The following is an 18,744-nucleotide window of genomic DNA, read 5'->3' as shown; positions in this document are numbered from 1 at the left end:
GTATCACCGCGCCGGCTGACCGGCCGGCCAGGCCTGCGAATCAGTTAGACTCTCGCCGGGCTATCCCTCGGAGAGACACCTTGCAGACCAGCGGCGCCGGCGCGCGCGCATTTCAGAACGCGCGATTGCAGAAGAAATTGATGAAGCAGGCCGACGCCGTCCTCTCCGCCGCGGCTAGCGCCTATGGCCGGGGTCGATATGCCGAGACCGAAGCACTCTGCCGGGATATCCTGAAGGCGCTGCCCGATCATGTCGACGCGATGCACCTGCTTGGCATGTGCGCGCATGACGGTCGCCGCCTGGAGGAGGCGCAACAGCTGCTCGAGCGCGTGATTGCACTCGATCCGCGACTGCATGATGCCCACAACAACCTCGCCACCGTGCATTTCGACCTCGGCAATTACGAGGAGGCGCGGCGGTGCCAGGAAAGGGCCATCGCGCTAAAGCCGAATTTCGCGGTCGCGCTGACCAACCTCGGCAACACGCTGATGCATCTGGGGCAGTACGAACAGGCGCTGGAGCTGCATGAGCGCGCCATCAAGATCAAGCCGGATTATGCCGATGCATTCTGCAATCGCGGCATGGTCGAAGTTGTGCTTGGACAGATCATGCGCGCCAAGGAAAGCTTCGACAGGGCCCTGCTGTTTCAGCCCCGTCACGCCGAGGCCATCGTCGGCAGCGGCATGGTCGCCATGGAGCTGCGGCACCACGACGAGGCGGCCGCCAAGTTTGCCATGGCGCTCGCGATCAAGCCCGGCTCGCCGAGGATCGTAGCCCAACGCGGGCGGCTCAGTTACGAGTTGCAGCGCCTGGAGCCCGCGCTTGCGGATTTCGAGGCGGCGCTTGCGATCTCGCCCAAGCTCGAGCTGGCTCTGCGCGGCAAGGCCCAGACCTGCCTCGTCATGGGAAAGACCGCGCAGGCGATGGCGGCCGCAGCGGCCCTGATCGAGCAAAATCCGCGCTCCGAGATGGGGCTGGCGCTGATGGGCTTCTCGTATTCGAACCAGGGGGACATGGACGCCGCGATCGAATATCTCGATCGTGCGCTGGCGCTCCGGCCGGATTATGGGGATGCGATCAGAGGAAAGATCTTCCTGGAGGACTACCGCGCCGAGGCCGATTTCGTGGTCCAGCAGGCGGTGCGAAAATCCTGGTGGGACCAGATCGGCTCCAAACAGCCGCGAAGGGAGCTGCCGAAGCGGCCGCTGGATCCGGAGAAGCGGATCGTGGTCGGCTATGTCGCTGCCGAATTCCGGCAGCACTCCGCGGGGCTCACGCTGCTGCCGGTGCTGCGCCATCACGATCACACCAAATTCGAAATCATCTGCTACTATTCCTGGCCGGGCGGGGACGAGTACACCGCCATGTTCAAATCGTTGGCGGACGTCTGGGTCGAAGCCTGGGGGCTTTCGGATGACGAGCTCGCCGATCGTATCCAGGCGGACAATGTCGACATCCTGATCGACGTTTCGGGGCACACGACCGGAAACAGGCTGCTGACTTTCGCTCGGAAGCCGGCCCCGATCCAGGCCACTGGCTTCGGACACGCGACAGGCACGGGCATGCCGACCATGGACTACGTGCTGGCGGATCCCATTTTCATTCCGCCGTCGGTTCGGCATCTGTTTGCCGAGAAAATCCACGATCTGCCGTGCCTGATCACGATTGAACCAGTCTCGGATCTGCAGCCCTCAGAGCTGCCGATGCTCCGCAACGGCTACGTCACTTTCGGTGTGTTCAACCGCATTTACAAAATCTCGGATGATGCGATCCGTGTTTGGTCGCGCATCATGCGGGAGCTGCCGGGATCGAAGATCATCCTCAAGCATGGTCTGCTCGATGATCCGCTGCTGCGCGATAGCCTGATCGCGCGTTTCCTGGCGCAGGGTGTTGTCGAAGAGAGCCTCACCTGCCTCGGCACCACCTCGCGCGACGACCATCTGGCGGCTTTCGCCCAAGTCGATATTTCCTTCGACACGTTCCCGCAAAATGGCGGCATCAGCACCTGGGAATCTCTCTACAAGGGCGTTCCCGTCGTTGCCAAGCTCGGCAACGGTGCCTCCTCGCGTGCTGGCGCCTCCATCGTGACCGCCGTCGGCCTCGGCGACTGGGTCGCGGAAGATGACGATGGCTATGTCGAGATCGCCCGCAAATTTGCGTCACAGCCCGAGTATCTGGCGAGATTGCGCGCGGATTTGCCGGCTCGGATCGCGGTTTCGCCCTCGGGCAATGTCGAGACCTACACGCGCGAGCTCGAGGTGGGTTACCGAAAGTTCTGGCGCGACTATTGTGCCGCCGCCTCGAGTGACGGCGGCGTTGCGTAGGCGAGGCCTGCGTTGAGCACCGGCATCTTCCGGAGATTGCCGGGCCGCCTAAACCGGACGGCCTTGGCCGCGAATCAGCTAGAATCCTCCCGGGCATCCTCCGGAGAGAATCCTTGCAGAGCAGCGGCGCCGGCGCACGCGCGTTCCAGAACGCGCGGTTGCAGAAGAAATTGAAGAAGCAGGCGGACGCGATCATTTCGACCGCGAATACGGCCTATGGCCAGGGCCGGTATGCGGAGACCGAGGCGCTCTGCCGCCAGATCCTCAATGAACTTCCGGAGCATTTCGGCGCCTTGCACCTGCTTGGCTTGGGCGCATTCGCGAGCCGACACTTCGAGGCAGCGAAACAGGCGCTCAAATATGCCGTGACGGTCGACCCACGCTCGGCACAGGCATTTTCCGATTTGGGAGCCACGCATTTCGCACTTGGGGAATATGAGGACGCGCGTACATCCCTGGAGCGGGCCATCGCGTTGAAGCCGAGCTTCCCCATGGCCTTGGCCAACCTCGGCAATACCTTGTTGCATCTCAACCGCGTCGAGCAGGCTATCGAATCGTACGATCGCGCGATCGGGCTGAAGCCCGATCATGCCGATGCGCTCTGCAATCGCGGCCTGGCAGAGCTTGCGCTGCGCCAGCTTGTTCGCGCCAAACAGAGCTTCGAGCGCGCACTGTTGTTTCAGCCGCGAAACGTGGAGGCGCTCGTCGGCAAAGGTTTGGTCAATATCGAGCTCAAAAACTTCGACGAGGCCAAGGGCGCGCTGGAGGCGGCGCTCGCGATCAGGCCGGGGTCGGCGAAGATCTTGGCGAATCGTGGACGGCTCAATCTTGAGACGTCGAGCCTGGAACAGGCGGCGGCGGACTTTGATGCGGCCCTTGCGCTTGCGCCCAAGCTCGAGGTGGCCCTGCAGGGGAAGGCACAAGTCGCGCTTGCCATGGGAAACACGGCGCAAGCGATTCTGGCGTGCACCACGTTGCTGGAGGAATATCCACGCTCCGCGATCGCGATGGCGCTGCTGAGCGCTTGTTTTGCCAACCAGGGCGAGATCGCATCGGCGATCGAGCTACTCGATGCGGCGCTGGCCATTGTACCGGATGCGTCCTTGATCGGCCGGAAGATCTTCTTTCTCGACTATCTTTCCGACGCCGATTTCGCGGTTCAGCAGGCCGCACGAAAGCAGTGGTGGAACGCGATCGGCTCGAAGTTGCCGCGAAGGATTCTTGCCCCCCGGCAGCTTGATCCCGACAAGCGGATCGTGGTCGGCTATGTTGCTGCCGAATTTTGGCATCACTCGGCAGCGTTCGCTCTGTTGCCAGTGCTGCGCCACCATGACCACGCCAGGTTCGAGATCGTCTGCTATTCGTGCTCGCCGGTAAGAGATGAGATCACCGCCGCATTCAGATCCTCGGCGGACGTCTGGGTCGACGCCTGGCAGATGTCGGACGACGAACTGGCCGATCGCATTCAGGCTGACAAGGTCGATATCCTGATCGACGTGTCCGGGCACACGACCGGCAACAGGCTCCATGTCTTCGCCCGCAAGCCGGCTCCGATCCAGGTCTCGGGGTTTGGTCACGCCACGGGCACGGGCCTTCAGACCATGGACTACGTGCTCGCGGATCCGGTCTTCATTCCGCAATCGGCGCGCCATCTGCTGGCTGAAAAGGTCTACGACCTGCCGTGCCTGATCACGATCGATCCCATTTTGGATCTACCTGCATCGGAGCCGCCCATGCTCCGCAATGGTTATGTCACCTTCGGCGTGTTCAACCGCATCTACAAGATCTCGGACGAGGCCATCCGGGTGTGGTCGAAAGTGATGCGCGAGGTGACGGGTTCGAAGATCATCATCAAACATACCCTGCTCGACGATCCCATGCTGCGCGACAATTTGGTCGCGCGGTTCGTGGCACAGGGAATTGCCGAGGAGAATGTCACCTGCCTGGGCTCGTCGCCGCGCCACGAGCACTTGCGGGCGTTTGCGAACGTCGACATATCGCTCGACACGTTCCCGCAAAACGGCGGCGTCAGCACCTGGGAATCGCTCTATGCGGGCGTGCCGGTCGTAGCCAAGCTCGGCAACGGTGCATCGTCGCGCGCCGGCGGGTCGATCGTGGCTGCGGTCGGTCTCAATGACTGGGTCGCCGATAATGACGAGGGCTATGCCGCGATCGCATCCAAATATGCGGCACAGCCGGCGCATCTGGCGAAGCTGCGCGCGGACTTGCCGGCTCGGATCGCGGCTTCGCCTGCCGGCAATGTCGAAATCTACACGGCCAGGGTCGAGGCGGGTTACCGCCAGTTCTGGCGCAACTATTGTGCTGCGGCCTCGGAAGGCGGCGAGGGCGCCTGACCGTGCCGGGTGGGGCGAAGCCTCGAATTGCGCCGGCCACCTTAGTCCTCCGGAAACCATGCGGCGCTGCGCGACCGTGCCGGTTCATGGCTCCGAAAGCTATCTCTGGGCATGTGGCGCCAAAAAGGGTGCGCCAATGCTCGGTTTCGTCTTCGGCTTGAACGCCCGGCTCGGGCGATTGCATTTCCTCCTCGCGACGGTCGCGCTTGCGATCGTGATGACGGCGATCTGCTTTGCCATCGCAATGGCCGTGCTGAACAACAACTCGCCCGGCGCGATCCGACCCGAAGACCTCACCAAGAGCTGGGCGATGATCGCCGCGATCGTGTTCTTCGGAGTTGCGACCTTCACGCTGCAATCGATGCGCATCCGCGACATCGGCTGGGATCCGGTCTGCGTGGTGCCTGCCTGGTTCGCGCTCATGATCGTCGACCATGTCGTCGCGGGCCGTTTTCCGGCCTGGGGGATCGGGCAGGAGCAGCAGGCAACGGCGGTCGGCGCGCTCGTCAACCTCGCGCTGATGCTCGCGCTCATGTTCTGGCCGAGCGGCGACAGCGAAGGCTCCTACAGCGCACCCCTCCCGCCGCGCACGCGCGCGAACAAGCCTTCGCTATCGAACGAGCGGCTCGCGCGGGTGTCGCAGGGATCGTCGCGGCCGACTTGGGGCTAGACGAACGGCAGCTTGATGTTGCTGCGCTTCTCCAGCCATTCAGGCACAGGAAGGCTCTTGGCGCGCATGAAGTCGGCGTTGAACAGCTTCGACTGGTAACGGCTGCCAGAATCGCAGAGCACGGTGACGATCGTCTTGCCGGGCCCGAGCTGTTTCGCGAGACGCATCGCGCCGGCAACGTTGATGCCGGTCGAGCCGCCGAGGCACAAGCCTTCGTGCTGGAGCAGTTCGTAGATCACCGTAACTGCTTCCGCATCGGGAATGAGATAAGCGTCATCGACCTTTGCGCTCTCGACGATTGCGGTCGCGCGGTTGAGGCCGATGCCCTCGGTGATCGAGCCGCCCGGCGTCGCCTTGGCATCGCCCGTTCTGAAATACTCATACATGCCGGCGCCATGGGGATCGGCGCAGGCGATCCTGACGTCCTTGCTCTTCTCTTTCAGGAAGCGGCTGCTGCCGGAGAGCGTGCCGCCGCTGCCGACCGAGCAGACGAAACCGTCGATCTTGCCGCCGGTCTGCTCCCATATCTCGGGACCTGTGGACTCGTAATGCGCCTTCGCATTGTCGAGGTTGTTCCACTGGTCGGCGAACAGCACGCCGTTCGGCTCGGTCTTGCGCAGCTCGTCAGCAAGACGGCGGCCGACATGCTGGTAGTTGTTCGGATTGGAATAGGGCAGTGCCGGTGATTCCAGCAACTCGGCGCCGCACAGCTTCAGGAAATCCTTCTTCTCCTGGCTCTGCGTCTCCGGGATCACGATCAGCGTGCGGTAACCGCGCGCGCTGGCCACGACCGCAAGGCCGATGCCGGTATTGCCGGCGGTCGATTCCACGACGAGACCGCCGGGCTTGAGCTCGCCGCGCTTCTCGGCCTCCAGGATCATCCATTTGCCGGCGCGATCCTTCACCGACTGGCCGGGATTCATGAACTCGGCCTTGCCCAGGATGGTGCAGCCGGTCAGTTCGGAAGCGCGCTTAAGCTTGATCAGCGGGGTGTTGCCGATGGCTTCGACAACGTCGTTGTTGATGGTCATGTCTGGGCAAATCACTGGCAAAGGGGTTGATCAGGTTGGCCAGAACCTAGTGCTTGGGAGGCCAAAGGGGAAGGCTTTTGCGCTGCGGCGAAACCGGCGGAAGTGCCCGTCGAAGCAGTGAAATTCTTGCGAGGGACGATGGCCGATGATGCTGGGCTACGCGGCGCCGACAACAGAGGAAGATCGGGTCGGACTCTGCCAAAACATGGAAGATTAAGGCCGTCGTCAGCGCACTCGCGACAATTCATCGCCTTTGGGCGGGACGCGTCGATAACGACGCGCGTGGATAGCCTGCAGAAGCCGGCAGACATATCGGCGCGACGAATGCCTGTTTATTTTCGACGGTAAACAACCTCGTGGACCGGCTCGGACGGCTTCGCGACCAGCTCTGAAGCCGGATTGCGAGCGCTACGGACGAATTAAAGCCACTGAAGTTGGTGTGGCGGCAATATCACATGAAATGTTGGTAAGCTTGAATGCGCTCCGGAACGGCTTCGAGATTCAAGAAAGTACTGCAGGACAGAGACTTTTTGCAATTTGTTCGCCGCGGGATCGTCGCACTTTGGCGACCATCTCGCAACTGCGGGACTGTCCCGCTGTTCCGCACCCGGCTAGTATGGGTGTCCGGTTCCGTAGAAAGCCTCACCTTGTGAACGAGTTGTCCAAAGCCCCCCGACTGTGCCGCCGCGAATCGGTTACTCCAGCTGCGCGGTGGCGGCTCGATCTGCCCGGCGGGGGGTATGTGTGACACAGGATGTTCCTGCGATCGCTGTGCGGCGGTCTCCAGGCGCCACGTCCCGGACGCGACGTGCGGCGCGCTGGCTTGCGGTCGTTTGCCTTGCCGCCGGCTCGGGCGCTTGCGTGTTGACGCAGGATCTACCTGATCCCGCGCTCGACGTTCCCACGCAGTACAAATACGCGGGCAAGGCGGATGCCCCGCCGTCGCTGGATTGGTGGCGCAGCTTCCGCTCGTCGGAGCTGACACAGCTGATGGAGGAGGCGCAGACCGTCAACCTCGACATTGCCGCCGCCGTGTCGCGCATCGTCGAGGCTGACGCGCAGGCGCGGCAGGCGGGTGCGGCGCTGCTGCCGAGCCTTTCCGGCACCGGGCAGGAGGCCTATTCGCGCACCTCCGGCTCCTCCGCCTCGGGGCTCACCAATGGCGGCCGTGAGGTCGTCAACTACCAGGCTTCGCTGAGCGCAAGCTACCAGCTCGATTTCTGGGGCCAGAACCGGGACGCCCTGCAAACGGCGGAAGAGACGGCAAATGCCAACCGCTTCGATCGCGACGTCGTTGCGCTGACCACGCTCGCAGGCGTCGCTAACGCTTACTTCCAGGTGCTGGCCTCGCAGGATCGCATCCGGACGTCACAGCGCAACATCGCGAGCGCGCAGCGCATCCTCGATGCCGTCAGGGAACGGCGCAAGGCCGGCACCGGTACCGATCTCGACGTCGCCCAGCAGGAGAGCGTGCTCGCAAACCAGAAGGCACTGGTGCCGCCGCTGCGCCAGACGCTCGACCAGAACGTCAATGCGCTTGCGGTCCTGGTGTCGCGGCCGCCGGAGAGCGTGCGCGTGCTCGGCGGCTCGCTGAACCGGATCGCTATACCCCGCGTGACACCCGGTCTGCCGTCCGAGCTCTTGACCCAGCGCCCCGACATTCGTCGGCAGGAGGCGCAGCTCGCCTCGGCGACGGCGAATATCGGCAATGCCCGCGCGCAGTTCTTTCCGACCATCCAGCTGACCGGCAATGGCGGCTATCAGAGCTCCGCCCTGGTCTCGCTGTTTCAGCCGCATGCGGCCTTCTTCCAGCTGGTTGGCAGCGCGACGCAGCCGATCTTCGACGGCGGCAAGATCCTCGGCAATTTCGAGTTTGCCAAGGCGCGGCAGGACGAACTGCTGCAGACCTACCGCAAGACCATCATTCAATCCTTTGCCGACGTTGATAACGCGCTGTTCTCGATCAAGCAAACCACGATCAGGCTGCAATTGCAGCGTGACGTCCTCAACGCCTCCCGCCGCGCATTCGATCTCTCCGAACAGCAATTGCGCGCCGGCACCGCCGACATCGTCACCGTGCTCAACACGCAACTGACCCTGTTCCAGGCGGAAGACGCGCTGTCGCAGGCGCAACTTGCCCGCCTTCTTGCTATCGTCAGCCTGTATCAGGCGCTCGGCGGCGGCTGGGAGCCGAGGATGGAGAAACCGGTCAATGCTCTTTAAGCCGGATACGAAGCAAGGCGCGAAGGAGGGAACGGCGAAGAAGCCGCGCGGGCGCGGCTTCATCATGCCCCTGATCACGCTGGCGATCCTCGGCGGGCTTGGCTACTACGGCTGGAGCACCTGGCACCAGCAGCCGCAGCAGGCGAACGGCCGCAACCAACGGCCCGATCTGCCGGTACCAGTGCTGGCGGCGACGCCGCGTATCCAGGACGTTCCCGTTTATCTTGACGGCGTCGGCGCGATCCGCGCGCTCAACACCGTGACCGTCCGCTCGCAGGTCGACGGCAAGCTGATCGCAGTGAATTTCACCGAGGGCCAGGACGTCAAGAAAGGCGACGTGGTCGGCGAGATCGACCCGGCGCTCTACCAGGCGACGTACGATCAGGCCGTCGCGAAGAAGGCCCAGGACCAGGCCCAGCTCGCCAACCAGCGTATCGACCTCACGCGCTACGAGCAGTTAGCTGCCTCCAATGCCGGATCCAAGCAGCAGGCCGACACCCAGCGCGCGCTGGTCGCGCAGACGGAGGCGCTGGTGAAGGCCGATCAGGCCGCGATCGACAATGCGGCGGCGACGCTGAGCTACACCAAGATCGTGGCGCCGATCTCGGGCCGCGCCGGCCTGCGCCAGGTCGACCAAGGCAACATCATCCACGCCTCCGACACCACCGGCCTCGTGGTGATCACGCAATTGCAGCCGATCGCGGTGTGGTTCAGCCTGCCGCAGCAGCAGATCATGCGGGTCAACGCCGCGGCGGCGAAGGGCGCGCTCGCGGTCGACGTGTTCGGCAATGACGGCCTCACCGTGATCGACACCGGCAAGCTCACCGGCATCGACAACCAGGTCGACCAGACCACGGGAACGCTCAGGCTCAAGGCCGAATTCCCCAACGCCAATTACCAGCTCTGGCCCGGCCAGTTCGTCAATGTCCGCCTCAAGGTCGAGACCTTGACGCAGGCGCTGGTGGTGCCGACCTCGGCCGTGCAGCGCGGACCGATCGGCACCTTCAGCTATGTCATCGGCGAGGACAACGTGGTTGCGGCCAAGCCGGTGACGGTGACGCAGCAGAACGAGCATGACGCCGTGATCGCCAGCGGCCTGTCGGCGACCGACAAGGTCGTCACCACCGGCTTTGCCAATCTGTCCGATGGCTCCAAGGTGGTCATCGGGCGCGACGACCAGACCCCGTCGGCCGATCTGGCGCCGCGCAAGCGCTCGCGCGGGCCGGATGGTCAGAAGAAGGACGGCGCAAAAGACGGCCAGAAGGACGGACAAGACAAGGACGGCGAGTTCCGCGCCAAGCGCAAGAGCAGCGAAGGCGACCAGAAGGGCCAGACCGGACCGGCACCAGGGCCTCCGTCAAGTCCTGGTGCATCGGGAAGTGGAGCCAAGCAGCCATGATCCCGACAACAGCCGCCTGAGCGCAGGCGCATCCCATGGGCGTCTCCGAACCCTTCATCCGACGGCCGATCGCGACCTCGTTGCTCGGCATCGCGCTTCTGATTGGCGGGCTGCTCGGCTATTTCGCGCTGCCGGTGTCCGCGCTGCCGCAGGTCGATTTCCCGACCGTGCAGGTGACGACGCAATTGCCCGGCGCGAGCCCCGACGTGATCGCCTCGCTGATCACCGCGCCGCTGGAGCGGCAACTCGGCCAGATCCCGTCGCTGTCGGCGATGAACTCGACGAGCTCGTTCGGCGTCAGCCAGATCTCGCTCCAGTTTGATCTCAACCGCGACATCGACGGCGCGACCCAGGACGTCCAGGCCGCGATCAACGCTGCGGCCGGCGTGCTGCCCAAGACGCTGCCTTATCCGCCGACCTACGCCAAGGTGAACCCGGCCGATGCGCCGGTGATGACGTTGGCGCTGCGCTCCGACACGATCTCGTTGCGGGCGATGAGCGACATCGCCGACACGCTTCTGGCGCAGCGGCTGAGCCAGATTTCCGGCGTCGGGCGCGTCTCTGTGCTCGGCGGACTGAAGCCAGCCGTCCGCATCCAGGCGGATCTCGCGCGGCTGGCCGCCTATGGCATCGCCATGGAAGACCTGCGCACCGCGATCGCCAATGCCAACGTCTCCGGGCCGAAAGGCTCGCTCGACGGCGCGCAGCAATCCTACATCATCGCCGCCAACGACCAGATCGCCGCCGCCGACGCCTACAAGCCCGTCATCATCGCCTACCGCAACGGCTCCCCCGTCACCATCGCCGACGTGGCGCAGATCGTCGATGGGCTCGAGAACGACCGCACCGGCGGCTGGTACCAGGGCTCGCCCGCCGTCATCATCGACATCCAGCGTCAGCCGGGCGCCAATGTGATCGACGTCGTCAGCCAGATCCGCGCGGAAATCCCAAAGGTTCAACGCGCTATTCCGGCCGGCGTGAACCTCACCATCGTCTCCGACCGCACCGTCACCATCCGTGCCTCGGTCCGCGACGTGCAGTTCACGCTGATCCTGAGCGTCGTGCTGGTGACGCTGGTGGTGCTGCTGTTCCTGCGTTCGCTGCGGGCCACGCTGATCGCCGGCGTGGCGCTGCCGCTGTCGCTGATCACCAGCTTCGGCATCATGTATTTCGCCGGCTTCAGCCTCGACAATCTGTCGCTGATGGCGCTCACCATCGGCACCGGCTTCGTCGTCGACGACGCCATCGTCATGATCGAGAACATCGTCCGCCACATGGAAAACGGCGATAGCGCGATGGAGGCTTCGCTAAAGGGCGCCAGCGAGATCGGCTTCACCGTGATCTCGCTGACGGTGTCGCTGATCGCGGTGTTCATCCCGCTGCTGTTCATGTCGGGCCTTGTCGGCCGCATGTTCCGCGAATTCGCGCTGACGCTGACGATCGCGGTCGTGACTTCGGCCGTCGTCTCGCTGACGCTGACGCCGATGATGTGCTCGCGCCTGCTGAAGCATGCCCATGAAGAGCTGGCAGTGCCGGGTCTTGCCGCGGTCAGCCGTTTCATCGACCGCACCGTCGAGTTCTATCACCGCACGCTGCTCTGGGTGCTGGAGCGCCAGCGCGCGACGTTGGTCGTGACCTTCGCCACGCTGATTGCGACCCTGGCGCTCTATGTCGTCGCGCCAAAGGGCTTCCTGCCGCTGCAGGACACTGCCTCGATCACGGCGGTGACGGAAGCCGGTCCGGACGTGTCGTTCGCAGAGATGCAGAAGCGGCAAGCCGCGGCGGCCGACGCCATCAAGGCCGACCCCGATGTAACAGGCGTGGTCTCGGTGATCGGTGCTGGTTCGGTCAATCCGACCACCAATGTCGGCCGTCTTGTCATGACGCTGAAACCTCGCGGCGAGCGGCGCGATGATGTCAGCGTGGTCATCACCCGGCTGAAGGAGCGAGTGGCCGCCATCCCCGGCATGACCGTCTATTTCCAGCCGGTGCAGGACGTGCAGATCTCGACCCAGTCGAGCCGCTCGCAATACCAGTACACGCTGACCGGCACCGACGCTGCCCTGGTGTCGGAATGGGCGCGCAAGCTGGTTGCCGAGATGCGGCGCGATCCGCTGTTCCGCGACGTCTCCTCGGAGGCGCAGGAAGGCGGTCTGCGGGCGCAGCTCACGGTCGATCGCACCCGCGCCGGCCAGCTCGGCGTCAGCCTCCAGGGCATCACCGACACGCTCAACGACGCCTTCGCGCAGCGGCAGATCTCGACCATCTACGGCCAGGCCAACCAGTACCGCGTGGTGCTGGAAGCGCTGCCGATGTACCAGCGCGATCCCTCGATCCTGTCGAAGCTCTATCTGCCGGGCGCGGCGAGCGCGACTGCCGGCGCGCCCAACGCACAGGTGCCGCTCTCCGCCGTGGCGACGCTGACCCGCACCACCGCGCCGCTCGCGATTTCGCACCAGGCGCAATTCCCGTCGATCTCGCTCAGCTTCAATCTCGCCCCGGGCGCGGCGCTCGGCGACGCTGTCGAGGCCGTTAAGACCATCGAGACCCGGATCGAGATGCCCAACAGCATCGTCGGCGTCTATGCCGGCGACGCCGCCGAATTCGCCAAGGCGTTGGCGGGCCAGCCCTGGCTGCTGCTCGCCGCCGTCATCACGATCTACATCGTGCTCGGCGTGCTCTATGAGAGCTACATCCACCCGATCACGATCCTCTCGACGCTGCCCTCGGCCGGCGTCGGCGCGATCCTGGCGCTGATGCTGTGCGGGCAGGATCTCTCGGTGATCGGGTTGATCGGCATCATCCTGTTGATGGGCATCGTCAAGAAGAACGCGATCATGATGATCGATTTCGCGCTCGAGGCCGAGCGCGGGCAGGGGATGCCGGCGCATGAGGCGATCGTGCAGGCCTGCCTCTTGCGCTTCCGCCCGATCATGATGACGACGCTGGCCGCGCTGTTCGGAGCGCTGCCGCTGGCGATCGAGAGCGGCACCGGCGCCGAGCTGCGCTTTCCGCTCGGCATCTCCATCATCGGCGGCCTGCTGCTCAGCCAATTGCTCACGCTCTACACCACGCCGGTGATCTATCTCGCACTCGACCGCATCAACCGCCGCCTCGAGCACGCGCTGCCGCCGGCGGAGTCCGGCGGGCCGCCCGTCGCGGGCGCGACCGAGGGGATGCAGTGATGGCATCGATCTCGGAGCCCTTCATCCGCCGCCCGGTCGCGACCACGCTGCTGTCGATCGGGTTGTTCCTGCTGGGTATCGTGGCCTACGAGTTCCTCCCGGTCGCCTCGGTTCCGAACGTCGATTTCCCCGCCATCTTCGTTTCCGCCAGCCGTCCCGGCGCCGACCCGTCCGTGATGGCCGCGACGGTCGCCTCGCCATTGGAGCGGCGGCTCGGCGAGATCGCGGGCATCAACCAGATCACCTCCACCTCGTCGCTCGGCACGACCAACATCCAGCTCCAGTTCGACATCGGCCGCAACATCGACAAGGCCGCACGTGACGTGCAGGCGGCGATCAACGCGTCGCTGGTCGACCTGCCCAGCGATTTGCCGACGCTGCCGCGCTTCCGCAAGGCCAACACTGCCGGCGCTCCCGTGTTCGTGCTGGCGCTGACCTCGAAGACGCTGTCCGCAAGCGCAATCTACGACGTCGCCGATACGGTTTTGGCGCAGCGCATCTCGCAGGTGCCGGGCGTCGGCGACGTCACGGTGTCCGGCGCCGATCAGCCGGCGGTGCGGGTGCAGCTCAATCCCGTTGCGCTGTCGAACGCCGGCATCGCCACCGACGACGTGCGGACTGCGATCATCAACGCCAACCCGCTCGGTCCGGTCGGCATCTTCAACGGCGAGCGCCAGAGTGAAACGCTGTCGCTCAACAGGCAGATGCGGACCGCGAAAGAGTTCCGCGACATCGTCATCAAGAGCTCGAACGGCAATTTCGTCCGGCTGGCCGACGTCGCCGACATCGAGGACTCCGTCCGCAACGCCCGTTCCATCGCCTGGTTCAACAAGCAGCCGGCGGTGCTGATCCAGATCACCAAGCAGGGCGATGCCAATGTCATCGACACCGTCGACCGGGTGAAGGCGTTGATCCCCGCGCTGAAGCAGTGGATTCCGGCCGGCGTCGATATCTCCACCTTGGTCGACCGCACCAGCACGCTTCGCGCCAGCGTGCTCGACATGCAGTGGACCTTGTTCGCGACGGCCATTCTCGTAATGGTCGTCGTGTTCGTATTCCTGCGGCGGCTCACGCCGACGATCGCGGCCGGAATCTCCGTGCCCCTGGCGCTGGCCGGGACCTGCGCCGGCATGTGGGTCGCCGGCTTCTCGATCGACAATCTGTCGCTGATGGCGCTGGCGATCTCCGTCGGCTTCGTGGTCGATGACGCCATCGTCATGATCGAGAACATGTACCGCAACCTCGAGCACGGCATGCGGCCGCTCCAGGCGGCATTGGACGGCGCCCGGCAGATCGGCTTCACCGTGGTGTCGATCAGCCTGTCGCTGATCGCGGCGTTCACGCCGCTGATCTTCATGGACGGCATCGTCGGCCGGCTGCTGCGCGAGTTCTCGCTGACGCTGACCTTCGCCATCCTGGTCTCGACGCTGGTGTCGCTCACGGTGACGCCGATGATCTGCGCGCACTACATCCGGCAGACTACGTCCGGCACGGCGACCCTGTTCGACCGGATCATCGAGGGCTCGTTGTCGCGCATCGTCGCTTTCTACACCCGCACCTTGCGCACCGTGCTGGAATATCCGCTGCTGACGCTGCTGGTGTTCTTCGCCACTATCGCGTTGACGGTGACGCTCTACATCAAGATCCCCAAGGGCTATTTCCCAACCGACGATTCCGGCTTCGTTATCGGGGCGACGCGCGCCTCGGCCGACATCTCGTTTCAGTCGATGCTGAGCCTGCAGCAGCGGCTCGCCGACATCGTGATGCAGGATCCGGCCGTGGCCGGCATCGGCTCCACCGTCGGCAGCGGCGGCGGGCCGGGCGGCGCGACCTCCAATCGCGGCACCATGTTCATCAGCCTGAAGCCGCCGGAGGAGCGCGACCACGTCTCGACCCAGGTGGTGATCGACCGTCTCAGGCGAGCGTTATACCCGGTGCCCGGCATCCGCCTGTTCATGTTCGCCGCCCAGGACGTGCGCGCCGGCGGACGGCAGAGCGATTCCGACTACCAGTATACGCTGACCAGCACCGATCTCGGTTTGCTCCAAAAGTGGGCGCCGATCGTGGCCAAGCGCATGGAGAGCGTCGAGGGCATCACCGACATCTCCAGCGACCGCGATCCCGGCGGGCTTCAACTGACCTTGTCGATCGATCGCCAGAAGGCCTCGGCGCTCGGCGTCCGCGTCCAGGATATCGACAACGCGCTCAACAATGCGTTCTCGCAGCGGCAGATCGGGATCATCTACACCCAGCGCAACCAGTACATGACCGTGCTGGAGATCGACCCGAAATTCCAGGTCGACCCGTCCAACCTCGAACGCATCTATGTCGCCGGCGCGGGCGACGCGCAGGTGCCGCTGTCGGCCGTGGTGCATGCGACGCGCGGGCTGGCCGCGCTCGCGGTCTATCATTCGCAATCGTTCCCATCGACCACCGTGTCGTTCAATCTGTTGCCGGACGTGCAGATCCAGGCCGCAACGCAGAACATCCAGCGCGCGGTCGAGGAGTTGCACATGCCGGAGGGCATTCGCGGCAGTTTTGACGGCAATGCCGGCGATTTCGCCAAGACCAGCGGCCGCCAGCCGCTCCTGATCCTCGGCGCGCTGGTGGCGATGTATATCGTGCTCGGCGTGCTCTATGAGAGCCTCGCCCATCCGCTGACGATCATCTCGACGCTGCCCTCGGCGGGTCTGGGCGCGCTGCTGGCCTTGCAGCTCACCAACACGCCACTGACGGTGATCGCCTTCGTCGGCATCATCCTGTTGATCGGCATCGTCAAGAAGAACGGCATCATGATGGTGGATTTCGCGCTCGATGCCGAGCGCCAGCGCGGCCTGTCTTCGGCGGAGGCGATCTTCGAGGCCTGCCAGGCGCGCTTCCGGCCGATCCTGATGACGACGATGGCGGCGCTGTTCGCCGGCATTCCACTGGTGGTCGCGACCGGGCCCGGCACGGAGCTCCGCCGACCTCTTGGCATCACCATCATCGGCGGGCTGTTCGTGTCGCAGATCCTGACGCTCTACACCACGCCCGTGATCTACCTGCTGATCGACCGCCTGCGCCGACGGCGCGAGCCGCGCCCGCTGGCCGCGCCGGCGGAATAGGCGGGTTGTTGAACCGCCCTGCAAAGCGTATAGCGGCGACCATGTCGAACCCCACCGCCGCCGCGCCGGCCGATCCGATCCCCGAATGTCCGCACTGCCAGAAGCCGATGCCGCTGTGCATCTGCGACAGCGTCACGCCGCTCAAAAACCGCCTTGGACTCCTGATCCTTCAGCATCCGCAGGAGCAGGAGAGGGCGCTCGGCACCGCCCGGCTGCTTGCGAAGCATTTCGCCGGTGCCACGCTGCGGGTCGGCTTGTCCTGGCCGAGCCTGTCCAAGGCGCTGGGGCAGCCGATCGAGAACGCCTCGCACTGGGCCGTGCTCTATCTCGGCTCGGCGCACGCCGCCGACCTCGAGGCCGAGGGCGAAATCCTGGCCCTCAACCGCAAGGGCGAGGTCGCGGACAACCAGCGCGCGCGCCTCGGCAAGCTCGAAGGTGTGGTGCTGCTCGACGGCACCTGGAGCCAAGCCAAGGCCCTGTGGTGGCGCAACCCCTGGATGCTGAAATGCCAGCGCGTCATCCTCAACCCGGCCGCACCATCGCGCTACGGGCGCCTGCGCAAGGAGCCTCGGAAGGACGGACTGTCGACCATCGAGGCCGCAGCGACGATCCTCTCCACTCTGGAGAAGCGCCCGGACATCGCCGAGACGCTGAATGCCTGTTTCGAACGGATGTTAACCCGCTACCGCGAGGTTCAGACCGAGATGCCCGAATTGGCGCCAAAGCCGCCGGTCAAGGACCGCCGGCGCGGTGTGCGGCGGGGCAAGCGAGCCTGAGTCCGGTCCGGATCATCCGTACGGCCGATTGTCCCGCGAGAGGCGGGCGAATAGAGACCATCGGCCAACAGGCCGCGATCTGCTATCCTGTGGCACCATCGGAACGCCGGAAGCGGAAAGGGCCGTCGCATTCAGCTTGCAGCCAAGGAGATCCTTGCCCAGGCGGCGCGGTTCGATCGTTGGGGCACGCTTGCCCTGATGGACATTTCGCTGCGCTACCGGCGCACTGTGATCGGCCCGCTCTGGATTACGCTGACGCTCGCTGCGACCATTGCCAGCGTCGGCACGGTCTATGCGGCACTGTTCAGGCAGGACATCGCGAGCTTTCTGCCGACCTTCGCTGTCGGCCTGATTGTCTGGACGCTGATCGCGACGACGCTGCAGGAAGGTTCCAACATCTTCGTGGCTTCAGGCCATTTGATCAAGGCCGTGCCGGCGCCGCTGATCGTGCATGTGCTCCAGATGATGGCGCGCAACGTCCTCATCTTTGCGCATCATCTGGTGATCGTCGTCCTGCTCTATCTCGTGATGCCGTGGCCGCTGCATGCGAGCATGCTGCTCGCGGTGCCGGGCATTGCGATCCTGCTCGTCGTGCTGCTCGGCGGCTCGGTTGCGCTCGGCATGCTCTGCGCGCGGTTTCGTGACATCGGCTCGGCGATCGTCAGCGGCCTGCAATTCGTATTCTTCCTGACGCCGATCATCTGGACCGAGGACACCGTGCGCGGCACCGCGTTTTATTGGCTGATCCGCGCCAATCCGTTTGCAACGCTGCTCGATCTGGTCCGCAGGCCGCTGCTGTCGCAGCCGACCGATGCGGAGCAGTGGCTGCTCGGGATCATCTATGCGGCCGTCGTGACCGTCATCGGCCTCGGCTGCTACGCGAAATACCGCCATCGCGTGGCGTATTGGCTGTGAGGCGCGAGATATGACCCCCGCAGCTCATATCGCGCTTCGCAACGTCTCGGTGAGGTTTCCGGTGCTGTCGTTCCGCGACCGCTCGCTGCGCAGCCGGTTCGTCAGCGCCGTGACGCTGCGGCGGAACACAGCGGTCCCGCACATCGTCTCGGCGTTGAACGACGTCAGCCTCGATATCCGTGCCGGCGACCGCGTCGCCATCATCGGCGCCAATGGCGCCGGCAAGACCACGCTGCTTCGGGTGCTCGCCGGCATCTACCATCCGACGTCCGGCAGCGTGGACGTGCTGGGCCGCTGCCAGCCGCTGTTCGATCTCTCGGCCGGGTTCGACGAGGAAGCGACCGGCTACGAGAACATCATGCGGCGCGGGCTCGTGATCGGCGCACGGCGCTCCGAGATCGATGCCCGGCGCGCGGAGATCGCCGAATTCACCGAGCTCGGCGACCGGCTCGACCTGCCGCTGCGCACCTATTCCAGCGGCATGATGCTGCGCCTGATCTTTGCGGTCGCAACCGCCGTCGAGGGCGAGATCGTGTTGCTCGACGAATGGATCGGCGTCGGCGACCAGCAGTTCCGCAAGAAGGCGCGGCAGAGGCTCGACGAGATCGTCGTGCGCGCCGGCATTCTGGTGCTCGCCTCGCACGACGTCGCGCTGATCAAGAGCACCTGCAACCGCGCGATCCTGCTGGAGGAGGGGCGGATCGTGGCGGCCGGCGCAACCGATGAGATTCTCGGCCAATATCTCGGCGGCGCGAAGGCGTAG

General features: G+C 64.8%; 11 protein-coding genes. 10 read left to right on the top strand and 1 reads right to left on the bottom strand.

Annotation, left to right across the window (positions count from 1 at the left end):
• Positions 1 to 80: 80 nt before the first annotated feature.
• From IVB40_RS18725 to IVB40_RS18715, 3 genes are all read left to right on the top strand, one after another.
• The gene (locus IVB40_RS18725; protein WP_247815932.1) at positions 81 to 2,324 is read left to right on the top strand and encodes a tetratricopeptide repeat protein; all 2,244 of its coding nucleotides are present in this window, start codon (positions 81 to 83) and stop codon (positions 2,322 to 2,324) included.
• A 113-nt stretch (positions 2,325 to 2,437) separates the two neighbouring features.
• The gene (locus IVB40_RS18720) at positions 2,438 to 4,678 is read left to right on the top strand and encodes a glycosyltransferase family 41 protein (protein ID WP_247815931.1); all 2,241 of its coding nucleotides are present in this window, start codon (positions 2,438 to 2,440) and stop codon (positions 4,676 to 4,678) included.
• Positions 4,679 to 4,814: 136 nt separating this feature from the next.
• A complete protein-coding gene (locus tag IVB40_RS18715; RefSeq protein WP_247815929.1) occupies positions 4,815 to 5,348 on the top strand; it encodes a DUF805 domain-containing protein in 534 nt (177 codons plus the stop codon).
• Here the strand turns inward: IVB40_RS18715 and IVB40_RS18710 are convergent.
• Entirely contained in the window at positions 5,345 to 6,379 is a 1,035-nt protein-coding gene (locus tag IVB40_RS18710) for a cysteine synthase A (protein ID WP_247815928.1), read from the bottom strand. The genes IVB40_RS18715 and IVB40_RS18710 overlap by 4 nt on opposite strands.
• Positions 6,380 to 7,150: 771 nt before the next feature.
• Here IVB40_RS18710 and IVB40_RS18705 point away from each other — a divergent pair.
• The 7 genes from IVB40_RS18705 to IVB40_RS18675 all read left to right on the top strand — a co-directional run bounded on the left by IVB40_RS18705 (position 7,151) and on the right by IVB40_RS18675 (position 18,744).
• On the top strand, positions 7,151 to 8,602 hold the full coding sequence (locus IVB40_RS18705; RefSeq protein WP_247463151.1) for an efflux transporter outer membrane subunit: 1,452 nt from the start codon (positions 7,151 to 7,153) through the stop codon (positions 8,600 to 8,602).
• Entirely contained in the window at positions 8,592 to 10,001 is a 1,410-nt protein-coding gene (locus tag IVB40_RS18700; RefSeq protein WP_247815927.1) for an efflux RND transporter periplasmic adaptor subunit, read from the top strand. The genes IVB40_RS18705 and IVB40_RS18700 overlap by 11 nt, the downstream gene beginning before the upstream one ends.
• 35 nt (positions 10,002 to 10,036) lie before the next feature.
• Complete coding sequence (locus IVB40_RS18695) at positions 10,037 to 13,186, top strand: efflux RND transporter permease subunit (protein ID WP_247286105.1); 3,150 nt, start codon at positions 10,037 to 10,039, stop codon at positions 13,184 to 13,186.
• Entirely contained in the window at positions 13,186 to 16,290 is a 3,105-nt protein-coding gene (locus tag IVB40_RS18690) for an efflux RND transporter permease subunit (protein ID WP_247815925.1), read from the top strand. Before IVB40_RS18695 ends, IVB40_RS18690 begins: the two co-directional genes overlap by 1 nt.
• Before the next feature lie 41 nt (positions 16,291 to 16,331).
• A complete protein-coding gene (locus IVB40_RS18685; RefSeq protein ID WP_247815924.1) occupies positions 16,332 to 17,066 on the top strand; it encodes a tRNA-uridine aminocarboxypropyltransferase in 735 nt (244 codons plus the stop codon).
• A 198-nt stretch (positions 17,067 to 17,264) separates the two neighbouring features.
• A complete protein-coding gene (locus tag IVB40_RS18680) occupies positions 17,265 to 17,981 on the top strand; it encodes an ABC transporter permease (protein ID WP_247815923.1) in 717 nt (238 codons plus the stop codon).
• A gap of 10 nt (positions 17,982 to 17,991) precedes the next feature.
• A complete protein-coding gene (locus IVB40_RS18675; RefSeq protein ID WP_027566896.1) occupies positions 17,992 to 18,744 on the top strand; it encodes an ABC transporter ATP-binding protein in 753 nt (250 codons plus the stop codon).

This window comes from Bradyrhizobium sp. 40, from assembly GCF_023100925.1.
In the GTDB taxonomy this organism is placed as follows: Bacteria; Pseudomonadota; Alphaproteobacteria; order Rhizobiales; family Xanthobacteraceae; genus Bradyrhizobium.
Note: the sequence above shows the minus strand (reverse complement) of the source record. Positions and strands in the feature narration are given on the sequence as shown.

Bases quoted from the DNA above. Each gene is read 5' to 3' on its own strand.
- IVB40_RS18715 (WP_247815929.1), top strand. From the start codon at position 4,815: ATGCTCGGTTTCGTCTTCGGCTTGAACGCCCGGCTCGGGCGATTGCAT.
- IVB40_RS18710 (WP_247815928.1), bottom strand. From the start codon at position 6,379: ATGACCATCAACAACGACGTTGTCGAAGCCATCGGCAACACCCCGCTG.
- IVB40_RS18700 (WP_247815927.1), top strand. From the start codon at position 8,592: ATGCTCTTTAAGCCGGATACGAAGCAAGGCGCGAAGGAGGGAACGGCG.
- IVB40_RS18695 (WP_247286105.1), top strand. From the start codon at position 10,037: ATGGGCGTCTCCGAACCCTTCATCCGACGGCCGATCGCGACCTCGTTG.
- IVB40_RS18690 (WP_247815925.1), top strand. From the start codon at position 13,186: ATGGCATCGATCTCGGAGCCCTTCATCCGCCGCCCGGTCGCGACCACG.
- IVB40_RS18685 (WP_247815924.1), top strand. From the start codon at position 16,332: ATGTCGAACCCCACCGCCGCCGCGCCGGCCGATCCGATCCCCGAATGT.
- IVB40_RS18680 (WP_247815923.1), top strand. From the start codon at position 17,265: ATGGACATTTCGCTGCGCTACCGGCGCACTGTGATCGGCCCGCTCTGG.
- IVB40_RS18675 (WP_027566896.1), top strand. From the start codon at position 17,992: ATGACCCCCGCAGCTCATATCGCGCTTCGCAACGTCTCGGTGAGGTTT.